The organism is Paenibacillus mangrovi (genome assembly GCF_022898935.1).
In the GTDB taxonomy this organism is placed as follows: Bacteria; Bacillota; Bacilli; order Paenibacillales; family Paenibacillaceae; genus Paenibacillus_AQ; species Paenibacillus_AQ mangrovi.
The window spans coordinates 756,880-772,453 of sequence record NZ_JALIRP010000002.1 but is presented as its reverse complement, the minus strand read 5'-3'; the positions used below and the strand labels follow the sequence as shown (position 1 = coordinate 772,453).

13 protein-coding genes are annotated in these 15,574 nt (G+C 49.0%); 11 read left to right on the top strand and 2 right to left on the bottom strand.

Annotated features, from left to right (window positions below):
• Positions 1-4: 4 nt before the first annotated feature.
• A complete protein-coding gene (gene spoVB, locus MUG84_RS08075) occupies positions 5-1,621 on the bottom strand; it encodes a stage V sporulation protein B (RefSeq protein WP_280521210.1) in 1,617 nt (538 codons plus the stop codon).
• 222 nt (positions 1,622-1,843) lie between these two features.
• Here spoVB and MUG84_RS08070 point away from each other — a divergent pair, with 222 nt between their 5' ends.
• From MUG84_RS08070 to MUG84_RS08045, 6 genes are all read left to right on the top strand, one after another.
• Complete coding sequence (locus MUG84_RS08070) at positions 1,844-2,086, top strand: post-transcriptional regulator (protein WP_244723397.1); 243 nt, start codon at positions 1,844-1,846, stop codon at positions 2,084-2,086.
• Between the two features lie 142 nt (positions 2,087-2,228).
• A complete protein-coding gene (gene secD, locus MUG84_RS08065) occupies positions 2,229-3,503 on the top strand; it encodes a protein translocase subunit SecD (RefSeq protein WP_244723146.1) in 1,275 nt (424 codons plus the stop codon).
• The gene (secF, locus tag MUG84_RS08060; RefSeq protein WP_244723144.1) at positions 3,493-4,398 is read left to right on the top strand and encodes a protein translocase subunit SecF; all 906 of its coding nucleotides are present in this window, start codon (positions 3,493-3,495) and stop codon (positions 4,396-4,398) included. Before secD ends, secF begins: the two co-directional genes overlap by 11 nt.
• A gap of 88 nt (positions 4,399-4,486) precedes the next feature.
• Positions 4,487-5,443, top strand: a complete 957-nt coding sequence (locus MUG84_RS08055) for a cation diffusion facilitator family transporter (protein WP_244723142.1) — start codon at positions 4,487-4,489, stop codon at positions 5,441-5,443.
• A 51-nt stretch (positions 5,444-5,494) separates the two neighbouring features.
• Complete coding sequence (gene recJ / locus MUG84_RS08050) at positions 5,495-7,897, top strand: single-stranded-DNA-specific exonuclease RecJ (RefSeq protein ID WP_244723139.1); 2,403 nt, start codon at positions 5,495-5,497, stop codon at positions 7,895-7,897.
• Between the two features lie 41 nt (positions 7,898-7,938).
• Positions 7,939-8,457 (top strand): adenine phosphoribosyltransferase, encoded by a 519-nt coding sequence (locus tag MUG84_RS08045; protein WP_244723137.1) that lies wholly within the window; start codon positions 7,939-7,941, stop codon positions 8,455-8,457.
• A 199-nt stretch (positions 8,458-8,656) separates the two neighbouring features.
• Here the strand turns inward: MUG84_RS08045 and uraA are convergent, their stop codons facing one another.
• Entirely contained in the window at positions 8,657-9,952 is a 1,296-nt protein-coding gene (uraA, locus tag MUG84_RS08040; RefSeq protein ID WP_244723135.1) for a uracil permease, read from the bottom strand.
• Positions 9,953-10,232: 280 nt separating this feature from the next.
• Between uraA and MUG84_RS08035 the strand changes: the two genes are divergently transcribed.
• The 5 genes from MUG84_RS08035 (at position 10,233) to hisS (ending at position 15,565) form a co-directional block, all read left to right on the top strand.
• Positions 10,233-12,407 (top strand): RelA/SpoT family protein, encoded by a 2,175-nt coding sequence (locus MUG84_RS08035; protein ID WP_244723133.1) that lies wholly within the window; start codon positions 10,233-10,235, stop codon positions 12,405-12,407.
• A gap of 41 nt (positions 12,408-12,448) precedes the next feature.
• The gene (gene dtd / locus MUG84_RS08030; protein WP_244723131.1) at positions 12,449-12,898 is read left to right on the top strand and encodes a D-aminoacyl-tRNA deacylase; all 450 of its coding nucleotides are present in this window, start codon (positions 12,449-12,451) and stop codon (positions 12,896-12,898) included.
• A 64-nt stretch (positions 12,899-12,962) separates the two neighbouring features.
• Positions 12,963-13,121 carry a hypothetical protein gene (locus MUG84_RS08025; RefSeq protein ID WP_244723115.1) on the top strand — a complete coding sequence of 53 codons (159 nt, stop codon included), beginning with the start codon at positions 12,963-12,965 and terminating at the stop codon, positions 13,119-13,121.
• 105 nt (positions 13,122-13,226) lie between these two features.
• Complete coding sequence (locus MUG84_RS08020) at positions 13,227-13,706, top strand: hypothetical protein (protein WP_244723112.1); 480 nt, start codon at positions 13,227-13,229, stop codon at positions 13,704-13,706.
• Between the two features lie 596 nt (positions 13,707-14,302).
• On the top strand, positions 14,303-15,565 hold the full coding sequence (hisS, locus tag MUG84_RS08015; protein WP_244723109.1) for a histidine--tRNA ligase: 1,263 nt from the start codon (positions 14,303-14,305) through the stop codon (positions 15,563-15,565).
• Positions 15,566-15,574: the final 9 nt, after the last annotated feature.

The following is a 15,574-nucleotide window of genomic DNA, read 5'->3' as shown; positions in this document are numbered from 1 at the left end:
CCTGTCAGGCTGCCGGATTCTTCGGTTCATCGGAGGCTCCAAACCATTTGCCGATGACGGGCATTCTTTTCAAATCACGGTGAGAAACGAGTCGCGCAGCGAAAACAGTAACCAGGAAGCCTGCAACGCCGACGAACAGGGCTGCAAAAAACTGCACCCAGCTTACATGATTAAATGGCAGATGACGGAAAGCATAGGTGGTTACAGCTGCCATGATCACCATCGTGCAAAGGAGCTTCAGCATGTCGAGCAGCTTGAAACGGTAGGCGAGCAGTGTGCTTACGCTGTAACCGTGCAGGAAAGTGACAATGATGCTGTTGATTATAATCGCTATGATGGCACCATAGATGCCGTACTCAGGCTGCGATGACAAGTACCAGATCAGGAAAAGCTTGATGACGGCCCCAATCAGCGTATTGAACAGAGCTCTTCCGGGACGGTCCAGCGCCTGAAGCGTTGCCTGAAGCGGAGCCTGTACATACAGAAACAATGCAAAAGGAGCAAGCATACGCAGCATCCCCGAGATTTCTGTATTGTTGTACAATAGTTGACAAAGGGGCTCAGCCAGGACATACATAATGACGGCGAATGGCGCTCCTGTTACGAGGGCAAGACGGATCGTCTGATTCAGCCGCTTGTGAATCGTCAGCCGGTCCTTGCGCGCTGCGGCTTCGGATAATGATGGGACCAGGGAAACCGCAAGCGAAGAAGTCAGTGCGCCGGGCAGAAGCAGCAAAGGAATGATCATACCCTGGAGCGCGCCGTATTGTGCAGTGGCAACGGAGGTTACAATGCCAGCGATCGCCAAGCTTTGTGCGGTAATGATTGATTCAAACAGATAGGAAAATGAACCGACGAGCTTGCCGGCCGTAACCGGAATGGTGATGCCCATCAAACGCTGAAACAATCCACGGCTCGCTCTTTCGTGGCGGGTTGTCTTCTCAGTCGGCGCAGAGCGAAGTTGATCTTTGCGGAATTGCCACAAAATCGCCAACAAACCGACAAACTCTCCTGCCATAACCCCCAGCATGGCTCCAGCTGCAGCAAAAGCAATCCCTTTAGGCAAAAGTAAATACGAGAACCATAATGTACATACGATTCTGGCCACCGTCTCAATGATGGAGGAAGAAGCGGAGGGAATCATATTTTGTTTACCTTGGAAGTACCCTCTGTATACGGATGAGACGGCTACAATGACCAGCATCGGGCTCATGCTGATAAAAGTGTAATACACCCGTGAGTCCGTCAAAATGCTCCTGGTAACCCAAGGAGCGAGCCAGAGTGAGAGTGCCATGAACAGCAGTCCCAAACCGAAGGTCAGCGTCAGACTGACTCGAAGGACGTAACTTGAGTTTTGCGGCTTGTTTTCCGTCTCCGCCTCGGATACCAGCTTAGCTACAGCAAGTGGAATTCCGCCGGTAATCAGAGTAACGAGTACCAGGAAAAAGGGATAACCCAGCTGGTAAATCCCGACACCTTCGGCTCCGATGATCCGTGGAAGAGCAATCCTCGGGATAAAGCCTAAGATCCGGTTGATGACCCCGGCCGCAAGCAATATCATCGTACCTTGAATAAACGTCTGCTTCTTTGATGTCTGCTTATTAGGTGTTAGCTTGTTCAAATGTCCACTCCCTCTTCCGTGTCGAAGCTATGTTGCGGCAGTATCTGTGACAGACCTTTTGTTAATATGGATATGCTCTACTCGTCCATTCATACCACGACTTTTTACACAAGAAGTGATGAAGAAAAGAAGGAATGAAGGCTCCGAGGGTCGAATGTAGAATTTATGCAAACACTATAGACATCATGCTGAGAGGAGGCTACGCAAGTGAGCCCGGAGAATATGAGCGAAAGCGAGATGGACGCTGCCATTGAGGCTTTGTGCCGCAGCAAGGCGGAGGAATTCAGACTTATCGGATATGAATATGTCACGAGTAAAGACATTTGGAACTGCGTTAGCAGCAAATACGAGAAGGAAGGAATTCCTCCGCTGTACAGGCTGGTAAATGATATTCTCTCTCTAAAGGCGTTGACGTTTATGAACTATATGACACTATCTGCATATAAAGGTTCCTCTTTCGATTAAGGGAGAGGAACCTTTTCTGGTCAGCCTGTTGAGGGGGAAAAGATCGTTAAAATAAAAAAGCGACACATATTGATAAATTGACTGCATTTTAACGCATCGCTATAATAGGACTATTGAGATCGAAAGGGGAACTAGGAACGGCATGAAGAAAAGAATCGCTACTTTCATAATCGTAGTGCTCGTTGCGGTGGGGATCATGGCCTGGTCCACTCCGGGGCTGCTGAAGAGTGTCCGGCTGGGCCTTGACCTTAAGGGAGGCTTCGAGATTCTATATGAAGCGACTCCGCTGGAAAAAGGACAAGCGGTTACGCAGGAATCCCTCACGCGTACGGCTCAAAGTCTGGAGAAGCGCGCCAATGCGCTGGGTACCAGCGAACCTGAGGTAACGACTGAAGGCACAAATCGGATTCGCGTCAAAATCGCGGGTGTGACAAACGAAGCTGAAGTCAGAGAGAAAATGAAGGAACCAGCGTCGCTGACTTTCCGAAGTGCGTATGGATGTAAAGCTCCGGCCGAAAACGCACAACCTAAAGATAAATATTGTAAAGTGGAGCTCGTTGGCAGTGATTTTGTCGAGAACGGGGCTTCCGTCGGATATGACCAACTGAACCGTCCTGTCATCGATATCAAGGTGAAGGATAAGAAGAAGTTTGCTGAAGTAACAAAGCGGCTCGTTGGACAGAACCTGGCTATTTTCCTTGATGATACCATGCTGTCTGATCCAACTGTTCAATCAGAGTTAACGGATGGCAAAGCGCAGATCACCGGTAACTACACCTTAGATGAAGCTAAGCAACTCAGCGACACCATCAACCTCGGTGCCCTGCCGCTCAAGCTAACGGAGAAATACTCTCAAAGCGTAGGCGCGACACTCGGTAAACAATCACTGGAGAAAACGCTACAAGCCGGTATTATCGCATCCATCGTTATTTTGATCTTTATGATTGCGATGTATCGTCTGCCAGGCGTCATTGCAAGCTTTGGTCTGATTGTGCATACTTGGCTCCTCATTTTAGTATTCGTGTGGGCGAATTTCACGCTTACGCTTCCGGGTATAGCGGCATTTATTCTCGGTGTCGGTATGGCCGTCGATGCGAACATTATTACAAATGAACGGATACGCGAAGAAATCCGCAATGGCAGAAGCGTGATGTCTGCGGTTAAAGCGGGTAACAAATCTTCCTTACGTACGATTCTCGATTCGAATATTACAACCATAATCGTAGGTACTGTTATGTACGCTTTTGGTCAAGGCTCTGTAAAAGGGTTCGCGCTCATATTGATCATCGAAATCGTACTCAGTATCCTGACCAACGTGTATTTCACCCACTACCTGCTTAGCCTTCTGGTCAAGGCTGGGCTGCTTAAAAAAACGAAGCAGTTCGGGGTAAAGGAGAGTGAAATCAATGCACTTTAAAAAAGAATTTAACTTCGTGAAGATGAGCAAAACTGCATTCATATTCTCAATCGTGCTGACGATTGCGGGTATTATCTCTCTTGCCGCCTTCGGTTTGAACTACAGCGTTGATTTCCGTGCTGGCTCGAACGTAGACGTGAAGCTATCCAAGAATGTAACGATAGCTGAAGTACAACCACTGCTTGATGAGATGGGAATCGGTAAAGATGCAAGCATCACGCCTGGGGACAAGCGCATGAACATCCGTTTCACGACAGAATTGTCCTCTAATCAGGCTGATCAGCTCAAAACAGAGATTCAAAAGCTGGACAAAACAGCTTCATTTGAAATCAATACTGTGGATCCGGAAATGGCGAAAGAGCTCGGTCGGAATGCGATTTATTCTGTGCTCTTATCCTGTATCGGGATCATCATATACGTAAGTATCCGGTTCGAATGGCGCTTCGCGGTGGCAGCGATCATCGCGCTGCTGCATGACGCATTTATCGTCGTGGCGATCTTCTCGATCTTCCGTCTGGAGGTCAGCCAGACCTTCATTGTTGCGGTTCTAACCATTATCGGTTACTCGATTAACGATACGATCGTTATCTTCGACCGTATCCGTGAAAACATGCGTTTTGGGAAACAGAAGACACGCGAGGATTTGACGAATCTGCTCAACCACAGTGTCAACCAAATGCTGATGCGTTCCTTGTACACGGCGTTTACGGTATTCATCGCCGCTTTCTTCCTGTTCCTATTCGCGGGAGAATCGATCAAAATGTTCTCGCTGGCTATGTGCATCGGCTTGGTCTTCGGGGCATATTCTTCGATCTTCATCGCCAGCCCGCTCTGGCTGTTCTTAAAGTTCAAGCAAAAACCAAAAGGGAAAGCGGTCAAGCCTTCCAAAGCATAAGGTAAGCAGTACAGGTGAAAGCCGCGTCTATGCGACGCGGCTTTTAATCTGATATCGGCATGTTGAGACTGCCGGAGAGGAGGCAAACATGAGTATACTACGTTCACATTCTTCCGATACCGTTACCTGGACAGGAATGATCGGTGATTTGTCGCTCGCTGTGTTTAAAGGTACAGTTGGTTATTTATCGGGCAGCAAGGCTTTGCTGGGCGATGCCTTGTACTCCGCCTCCGGTGCTGTGACTTCGCTAAACCGTCTCATTCCGCGCCGATCGTCCCTGAAGGGAAAGGGCGGAGGTAAGCAGCAGAGCCGTACACACCGGACGGAGCCGGTCTTCGCGATATTGTTTGCGGTACTGGTGCTCATGGGGGCACTCCAAATTGCAGTTGCTTCCATTCGAGCGATGGCATCAGGCAATATTCATGTGCCAAGTAAATTTACGCTGATTGCCGTTATCGTATCCTTGGCGGTAAAGGAAGCCGTTTTCCAGTTTCAGTTCCGCTATTCGAAAAAAAAGGGAGACGGCCAGCACACGATTTATGCTGAAGAACACCGCTTCAGCCTATATACGTCACTGACCGTATGTGTTGGCGTATTTCTATCCTTGGCAGGAGATACCCTTGGCTGGAAAACCATGATGTATATGGATCCGGTCTCAGCTCTGGTTGTTGCTTGTCTGGTGATTCGGAAAGGTTATTTTCTTATGATGAATTCCGTATACGGCTCTTTGGTTCAGGAAGCTGAGCAGGAGGATGCGCTCAATTTCATCGAGACCGTTCAACGGGTACACGGCATCATTACAGTTGATGATCTGAAGGCTAGGGAGCAGGGGCATTATATTACGGTTGATCTCAAGATCAGCGTGAATCCCCGCATTACCGTGCTCGAAGCGAATGAGATTGCCGAACGGGCAAAAAAACTGCTGATGAACCGATTTGTGCACATCAGTGATGTTAATATTCAAGTCGTTCCTTATGATCCCGGTTATCCGTATAAATCCAATCATCAGCTTACGGATAATGAAATGCCGACACTGCTTCAATAGTCATCCTTGGGATGTCATAAATGATAGGCAGGGAAAGAAAGGTGAAGACGATTGTTTGAATCAAAATATTCATGGCAGGCTCCAGAAGGAAACGAGGAGACAGTCCGAAGCTTGGCGGGAGAGCTTTCTGTATCTCCTTTAACTGCTTCGCTGCTTGCCTCACGAGGGATCGGTAGCAGGGAAGAAGCGGGAAGGTTCCTGAATGGAAATCTGGAAGCACTGCATGACCCATATTTGCTGCTCGGCATGGACAAGGCGGTACCCCGTATCCTACAGGCAATTGAACAAAGCGAGCATATCCTGATCTACGGGGACTACGATGCGGATGGCGTTTCCAGCACTTCATTGATGATTTATTTTATGCGCCACTTGGGAGCTTCCTATGATATCTACATTCCGCATCGCTCCAATGAAGGTTACGGATTGCACAACCATGCGCTTGATTGGGCCCATCAGCAAGGAGTCAGCCTGATTATAACCGTAGACACAGGCATAAGCGCAGTTGAACAGATTGCATATGCCAATTCATTGGGGATGGACGTTATTGTTACAGATCACCATGAACCACCCGAGGTACTTCCTAACGCTTATGCACTGATCAATCCGAAGCAGCCGGGATGTCCTTATCCTTTTAAAGGCTTGGCCGGGGTTGGCGTGGCTTATAAATTAGCGCAGGCGGTATTAAAGGAGCCTCCGGTAGAATGGACGGAAATCGTTGCGATCGGAACCATTGCAGATTTGATGCCGCTCACCGGAGAGAACCGCATTCTGGTCAGCCGCGGCCTCGAGTGCATGCGTCATACGTCGTTTCCCGGGATTCAGGCGCTTATGGAAGTAAGTGGATTCAACATGGGGGCGGTGACTTCCGTCAATGTAGCCTTTGGAATGGCCCCGAGAATCAATGCCAGCGGACGACTGGATCATGCAGGCTCAGCTGTGGCGCTGATGACGACGGGGGATATGGAAGAGGCGCAGCAGTTATCCCACGCACTTGATGAGCTGAACAAGGAGCGGCAGCAGGTTGTAGAAACGATCGTTGAAGAAGCACTGATTCAGCTTCAGGACAAAATGATTAACGGAAGCGTGCCAGATGTCATCGTGCTGGCAGGGGAGGGCTGGAACGTAGGGGTCGTAGGGATTGTAGCGTCCAAAATCCTTGAACGTTATTATCGTCCGGTTATTATTCTTGGCATTGATCCGGAAACAGGCATGTGTAAGGGCTCGGCAAGATCCATTCCGGGTCTTGATATTTACGAGGCATTGACCTCCTGCAAGGAGCTTATGGATCATTACGGCGGACACCCGTCGGCAGCAGGCATGAGTTTGAGCCGAGATCAACTTCCGGCATTCGAGGAAGCTCTAAACCTTTTTGCCGCACAGGTCATGTCGGAGGAAGACTACATTCCTGTCATCGCAACGGACGGGGAATGGAAGCTGTCCGATGTACCCCTTTCCGTAATTGACGAGATGGATATGCTGGCGCCGTTTGGTATGGCGAATCCGGTACCCAAGCTTGTTTTTCGAGGTACACGGCTGGTAGAGCTGCGGAAGATGGGGAAGGAAGGCAAGCATTTGAAGCTAGTGTTCCGGCAGGGCGAGACGCGAATGGAAGCTGTTGCATTTGGCCGGGGTGATCTAGCGGATTTGCTTGAAGAAGGTATGACGCTGGATATCCTCGGGGAAGTATCGATCAATGAGTGGAATGGGTCGAGAAAGCCGCAGCTTATGCTGCAGGATATGAAGATTACCGGCACGCAGGTGTTTGATTTGCGAGATGCCAAAGAGCCTTGGAAAGAGGTTCAGCGGATTTACGACATCATCTCACCGCATATGCGGCTGGATCATCGGCAGATTGCAGCTGTGTTTAATCCGCTTCTTGAAAGTTCTCCAAAAATACAATTGAATGATTGTAGCCTTTGGGTATATGATAATAAAGCTGGAATTTCGGCATTTAACAATGCGGCGAACACTTATGGCGCGGATCATATTACTACTTTGTTTATGGTTCATGTCCCAGACTCTGTGGATCAGCTGGACGCACTGCTCGCTTCGTTTAAAAATCTCTCCAATTTGTTCCTTCTTCATTCGGGACGGAATAAAGAGGAACAGCTGACGATTCCGAGCCGCGACCAATTTAAATTACTGTATGTTTTACTGATGCGTATGGCTTTAGAGCCCATCAGGGAGCAGGAGGCACTAGCAAGACTCAGTCAGCAATCCTCTTCTACCCTTCGTATGGTCACAATGATGATGGATGTATTTGAAGAGCTTGCGTTCGTAGAACGCCGTGACGGAAATATTGTGGTAATTCCGAAGCCGCCGAAACGCGAGCTCAGCAGCTCCATGCATTTTACGAAATTGGGCAGCCTTGCCGAAATGGAACAGCATTTGGTGTATGAAGGCACTTCACAGTGCACCCGCTGGATGATATCCCGTTTGGAAGGCGCCAGCTAAACGCATGACCGTTTTTGTATCATATTTAGGAGGAGATTATTTTGGATTATAAACAGTACATTCGGGTGATACCTGATTTCCCGCAGCCGGGTATCAGCTTTAAAGATATTACAACATTGCTTCAGGACGGGGAGAATTATAAGAAAGCGATCAACGAACTAAAAGAGATGGTATCCGCTCTGAACATTGATGTGATCGCTGGTCCTGAGGCACGTGGATTTGTGGTAGGAGCTCCTCTGGCCTATGCCCTGGGCGTTGGTTTTGTGCCGATCCGTAAAAGCGGAAAGCTTCCTTACGAAACGATCGAAGTCGGGTATGATCTGGAGTACGGCAAAGACCGTCTTGCTATGCATACAGATGCCATCAAAAAAGGACAGAATGTCCTGATTGCAGATGATCTGTTGGCAACTGGAGGTACAATTTCGTCTTCTGTCGATCTGGTTAAGCAGCTTGGTGGTAATGTGGTAGGTGCAGCTTTTCTAATTGAACTGACTGCATTGAATGGCCGTGCGAAACTTCCAGGTGTTGAAGTGTTTTCTTTGATGACATACGAAGACTAATATCAATTGGATATAAATATGGGATTTGTTTCCCGGGAAATAAAATACCTTTGGGTCGATTCAGACCTGAAGGTATTTTTTGTATGGATTAAAAAATAGGAAAACCCCACGTAAGTGTTGGGGTTTTCCTGGATTTTTGAAAAAAAAGAGCCGACAAGCGCTCCCTGACAGGGGCTTGACCGGCTCTTTTTGCATGTTATTAGTCAGGAATCTTTTCGACGAGCTCATCGTCTTTTTCATTGGAGAGTCCGAGCACTTCAATCAGTTTGAAGAACAGGCTTAGCACGATCCCGACAACGGTAGCCAGCGCCATGCCTTTGAAATGAACGTCGCCGATATCCAGCTGTACGCCGCTGATGCCCACGACCAAGACGAGAGTTGCCAGCAGCATATTGGTTGGTTTTGAGAAATCCACCTTCTGCTCTACGAAGATCCGAAGTCCCGAAGCCGCGATGACGCCGAACAGCAGCAGCGACACACCGCCCATAACGGGAACTGGAATATTCGCAATGATAGCCGAGAATGTACCGGAGAAGGAAAGCAGGATCGCGATGACCGCCGCTCCACCGATGACGTACACCGAGTAGACTTTGGTTAACGCCATTACGCCGATATTTTCACCATAGGTCGTGTTTGGCGTCGAACCCACAAAACCGGAAATAATAGTCGAAATGCCGTTGCCCATTAGGGAGCGGTTCAGACCCGGATCCTTGGACAAATCCTTACCGACAATGTTGCTAGTTACAAGCAAATGGCCGATATGCTCGACGATAACGACGAGCGATACCGGAACAATGGTAAGAATCGCCGCCATATCAAATTTAGGGGTTGTAAGGGTTGGTGCAGAGAAGAAATGAGCATTTGCGATAGCTCCCTTATCGATCATGCCCGGCATAAAGTAGGCGAGCACATACCCAGTCACGATACCGATCAGGATGTGGATGATTTTCGGGAAACCACGGAAGAGAACGGCTCCGATCACGGTTACGCCAAGCGTTGTCATCGAAAGAATGACGGCATTGGGATCCACGGAAGCGCCATCCGGTGGAATTATACCGGCCATACTGGCTGCAGTAGGTACGAGTTCGAGACCAATGGTAGCGACGATGGCGCCCATGGCTGCGGGAGGGAATACGACGTCAATCCACTTGGTTCCGGCAAATTGTACGATAAGCCCGACGGCGACAAAAATGATACCAGTTACGATAAAGGCTCCGAGTGCCAGTGGGTAATTGTCCGTGGTTCCGGCCAGAACAGCTTGTACCGGAGCAATAAATGCAAAGCTTGAGCCGAGGTATGCAGGGATTTTACCGCGGCAGATGAGAATGTAGAGCAAAGTTCCGATTCCGTTCATCAGCAAAATCATGCCGGGGTCTACATGGAACAGGTTAGGCACCAATACCGTACTTCCGAACATGGCAAACAGGTGCTGGAGGCTGAGGAGGAATCCCTGACCCATGGGAAGCTTTTCATTAACTTGAATTTCGCGTTGCAAGAAGCTCACTCCCAAATCAAAAGTTTTCGTATCTCGTATTGCATTCAATCTAGATTAGCTATAAATTCGACATTTTTCAATCATTTTTTTTAATAAAAACAGAAGGAATGCAAAAAATGAAGTTTGTTGCCGTCAATGCTTCCTGTTCCTGGCAAGAAATATTGACGTAGAGCCTTTATAGCGTCATAATTATATAAAATCTGATTTGACCAGGGAACCTGCTAAAGAAGGAATGTCAGCGGGTTCTATTTCATATAGAAGGGAAACGGAAACGACTAGAATGGGCATAGAGCGATTACTTGAAAAGGCAGGAGCTTATTTAAAAGAGCCAGATTTGGACCGCATCCGGGAAGCCTATCATTTCGCGGATCAAGCCCACTACGGCCAGGTCCGCAAATCCGGCGAACCCTATATTCTGCATCCGCTAGCGGTTGCAGATATTGTCGTGAACCTGATGATGGATACGACCTCCATCGTCGCTGCGCTGCTGCATGACGTCGTCGAGGATACAACCGTATCGCTGGAGGAGATCCGTGAGAAATTCGGAAACGCCTGCGCGATGCTGGTTGACGGGCTGACGAAGCTGGAGCGCATCCAATTCCGTTCCAAGGAAGAGCAGCAGAATGAAAACTATCGCAAGATGTTCATTGCTATGGCTCAGGACATCCGGGTGATCGTGATCAAGCTGGCCGACCGGCTCCACAATATGCGTACACTGAAATACCAGTCAGAGGAAAGCCAGCGGCGAATTGCCTATGAAACACTGGAAATTTTCTGCCCGATTGCAGATCGGCTTGGTATTTCCGCCATTAAGAGCGAAATGGAAGATCTTTCGCTTCGATACTTGAATCCACAGCAGTATTACCGTATCGCCAATTTGATTCATAAAAAACGCGCTGAACGCGAGCAGTTTGTCGAAACCGTCATTTCCCGCATCCGCGAAAAGCTGGATGAGATGGGCATTGAAGGTGATTTATCGGGCAGACCGAAGCATATTTACAGCGTTTTTAATAAAATGACGACGAAAAATAAGCAGTTCAATGAGATTTATGATCTGATTGCCATTCGAATTATAGTGGACAATATCAAGGACTGCTATGCTACACTGGGCATTATCCATACGCTTTGGAAACCGATGCCTGGTCGGTTCAAAGACTATATTGCCATGCCGAAGGCGAATATGTACCAATCCCTCCATACGACGGTGGTTGGACCGAATGGGGAACCGACGGAAGTGCAGATCCGTACCACAGAAATGCACCGTACAGCAGAGTACGGGATCGCGGCTCACTGGGCGTATAAGGAAGGCACGGCACCAGGGGGCAATTTTGAAAACAAAATGACCTTTTTCCGTGAGATTCTGGAGCTTCAGCATGAAGCGAAGGATGCGTCGGAATTCGTAGAATCGCTCAAAATGGACTTTTTCTCCGATCTCGTATTTGTCTTTACGCCGAAGGGGGAAGTGGTTGAGCTTCCATCCGGCTCAGTGCCGCTGGATTTTGCGTACCGCATTCATACCGAGGTCGGCAACCGGACGATTGGCGCTAAGGTGAACGGACGTATCGTGCCGCTCGACCATCGCTTGAAGACCGGAGACATCGTAGAGATTCTGACATCCAAGCACTCTTACGGACCAAGTGGAGACTGGCTGAAGATTGCCCAATCCTCCCATGCGCGAAGTAAGATCAAGCAGTGGTTCAAGAAGGAAAAACGCGAAGAGAACGTGGAGAAAGGCCGCGACATGATCGAGCGCGAGCTGAAGAGCCGCGGGCTTGATCCTTCCGAGTGGACTACGGACGATAAGCTGCTGGAAGTAGCCAAGAAATTTGCCTTTAACGATGTGGATGATATGCTCTCAGGCATCGGCTTTGGAGGCATTACGGCTGCACAAATCTGCACACGTCTGACCGAGCGTCTCCGCAAAGAGCAGGAGGAAGCAAGCCTGCTCGAGCTGACCACGGAGAAAAAGGAAATTAAAGTCGCAGCCGAAAGAAAGCGCCCCACCAACGGCGTTCGCGTCAAAGGTATCGACAATCTGCTTGTCCGCTTTGCCCGCTGCTGCAATCCTGTGCCGGGGGATGATATCATAGGATACGTTACCCGCGGACGCGGCGTGTCCGTTCACCGGGCTGACTGCCCGAATATTCCGGCCTCAGGCGACGGCGAAGAAGCCGCACGCGTGATCGAAGTGGAATGGGAAACCGAAATCGAGGCCAACTACAGCGTCGATATCGAGATTACGGGACATGACCGCAACGGTCTGCTAAATGAGGTTCTTCAGGCTGTATCTGAGAGCAAAACGAATATTTCCGCCGTCACTGGGCGTTCGGATAAAAATAAAATGGCATTAATTCACATGACGATCCTGATCCGGAACACGGATCATTTGCATTCGGTTGTGGAACGAATCAAGCGGGTGCAGGATGTATATACGGTGCACCGTATCATACAGTAACATGTGATTTTTGAGTGGAAAAAGGAGCGTAGTACATCAGCATGAGAGTTGTCGTTCAACGCTGCAAGGAAGCGCAGGTAACCGTTAACGGGGACATCACAGGCCAGATCAGCCAGGGGCTGATGGTTCTTGTAGGTGTGACCCATGAAGACACCGAAAAGGATGCGCAGTATTTGGCCGACAAGGTTGCCGGCTTGCGTATTTTCGAGGATAACGAAGGCAAAATGAATTACAGCGTAACGGATGTGGGCGGCGGCGTTCTGTCCGTATCGCAGTTTACATTGTATGGTGATTGCCGCAAAGGGAAGCGTCCGAACTTTATGGCTGCAGCCAAACCTGATGCGGCGCTTGCCCTTTATGAATACTTCAACCTAGAACTGGCTGCAAAGGGGCTTGAGGTGGCAACGGGACGTTTTGGTGAAATGATGGATGTATCGTTTACCAATTGGGGACCGGTCACACTGATTATCGACAGCAAAACGACGGCATAGAAAAGCGGAAGCGCGGGAATGCTGATAGTAGGACATCAGCTTTCATCTAAAGGAGCCGTCATTTATGCGTCAATCCTCTCATGCGTTTGCATTGAAGCTTATGCCGCTTATGCCGCTTGAATCCGTCAGAGAGGCTGTAAAGTTAGAGCGGGCAGGTGAAATACCTTTTCCCTTGTGGAACGGTTACAGCAAAGGAAAAGGAGCCCCTTATTCAATGCGGTAATCAAGCTGACGGAGATTATGAATGAAGAGCAGGTTTCCCATTAGGGGAACCTTCTTTTTTTTGCCGGATTCCGGGGCAAGAATCCCAGTCGAGGAGGCTATAATTATGACAAAGCAGATTCAAGCTTATTTCAAGACCGAGGATGACGCGGAGACGGCGAAAACCAAATTAATCGGGACAGATACCGATCATTTGGAGGTCAGCCGCTTAGGTACAGCGCTGGACGGTGACAGACGTATCCTGCTACCGATTGCTCCGGTAAATATTGCCGGGAATATGAACACAGGCGGTGCGGTTGGTGCCGGCGGTGCGCCTGGTATAGCTTATGCAGCTTTGGTTATTCCGGTCGTTGATGGTGAGAACGACATATACCGTCAAAGCGAAGACACTTCGCCTGAGGAACGTTCACTGCGCCGTGATCTGAATGAGGATGAGCCGCTGTTCGGCATTGCCGATGCGAATGCTGGCCTGGACGATACCCGTGATCTGAAATACGTTCTATCCTGCAATGTAAAGGACGAGATTTACTCCGAGGTAGTGAACAAGCTGCGCGAGAGTGGCGGTTATGTCGAGATATTTGATTAAACCCCATAATAAAGCGCTTTCTTGATTGTAATGTAACTGTAATATTAGTTTCATAATCCTTTAATATAGCCTGTTTATAATAACAGCATGACCCCCTTTTTTAATATAAAACCTTTTGGACCTACAATACGGATTGTAGGTTTTTCTTTTGTTTCGCACTTGACTTTAGTGCAGCGGTTTATTAAAATCTAAAAATAATCTAAATTTGATTCAATGACGGGACCAAGTAGTCCGTGCCCCACCATTTAGAGAGGAATCCCCTAGGCTGGAAGGATTCTATGGATGACCGGATGAATGACTTCCCCGAGAACAGGCGGCGAAAGCAGCGAAAGGCTCCTTTATCGGAGAGAGCTGTTAGTAGACGTACTGCGCGGAACGGGCGTTAATCGTATGAAGCGGATGCAATAGTGTTTGATGAGCGTCCGGAATGTGGGTGGCACCACGGGTGATTGATTAAGTACAATCCCTCGTCCCTGTTTGCTTATTAGAGCAGCAGGGCGAGGGATTTTTTGTTTTCTCCTGATTTGCAATCCTATGCTTTGATGAGTGATGCTTTTTTGGAATAAAAAGAGAATATTTTGAATGGGGGTAGAACCATGGCTTACCAAAAACCGACAGGTACTCAGGATTTTTTACCGGGTGTGGTAGAAAAGTGGCAGTTTGTCGAGGAAAAAGCCAGAGACTTGTGCCGGCGTTTCAATTACCGGGAAATCCGCACACCGTTGTTTGAACAAACGGAGCTGTTTGAACGGGGCGTTGGCGAAACGACGGATATCGTCGAAAAGGAAATGTATTCGTTTAAGGACAAGGGTGACCGCAGCATGACGCTCCGTCCGGAAGGGACCGCAGGGGTTGTTCGTTCTTATGTGGAGAACAAGCTTTACGGGGAACCTGATGTAAGCAAGCTGTATTATATCGGGCCGATGTTCCGTTACGAACGTCCGCAGGCGGGACGCTACCGCCAGTTTCACCAGTTTGGCGTCGAAGCCTTCGGAGCTGTTGATCCGGCAATCGATGCAGAGGTTGTATCCCTGGGATATCAATTCTGCAAGGAGCTTGGGCTGCAGGGTGTGAAGGTGGAGATCAACTCTGTCGGCAATCCGGCCAGCCGTGCGGCATACCGCGAGAAGCTGCTGGAATTCCTCACGCCGATGAAGGACAGCCTGTGCAAAGACTGCCAGTCCCGTATGGAGCGCAACCCGATGCGCGTGCTGGATTGCAAGGTAGACCAGGATAAATTTACGGGTGCGCCTTCGATTTTGGACAGCCTGGACGAGGAATGCACGACTCACTTCGAACAGGTGAAACAATACCTGACGGATATGGACGTGGACTTTGTCGTGAATCACCGGCTTGTGCGCGGTCTCGATTATTACACGCACACGGCGTTCGAATATAAAGCGCAAGGCATTGGCGCAATCGATACGATCGGCGGCGGTGGCCGTTATAACGGTCTGGTCAGTGAAATCGGCGGACCAGACCAGCCGGGAATCGGGCTTGGACTGGGTCTTGAACGCATTCTGCTCATTCTGGACAAACAGGAAATCGACCTGAATGCGGTCAAACCGCTGGACGTGTATTTTGTAGCTTTGGGCGAAGCCGCTGACCGGGAGATTACGAAACAGCTGTATCTCGTACGCAAAGAGGGCTTGTCGGCTGAACGCGATTATTTGGGAAGAAAAATGAAAGCCCAGATGAAATCCGCGGACCGCTTTCATGCCAAAGTAACGGCCATTCTGGGCGACGACGAACTGGAGCGGGGAGAAATTGCCCTGAAATTGATGACAACAGGCGAGCAGCAAACCGTTAAGCTGAGCGAGCTCTCACTGAAATTAAGGGAATTTGCCGAAAAGGCTTAAATCATAATA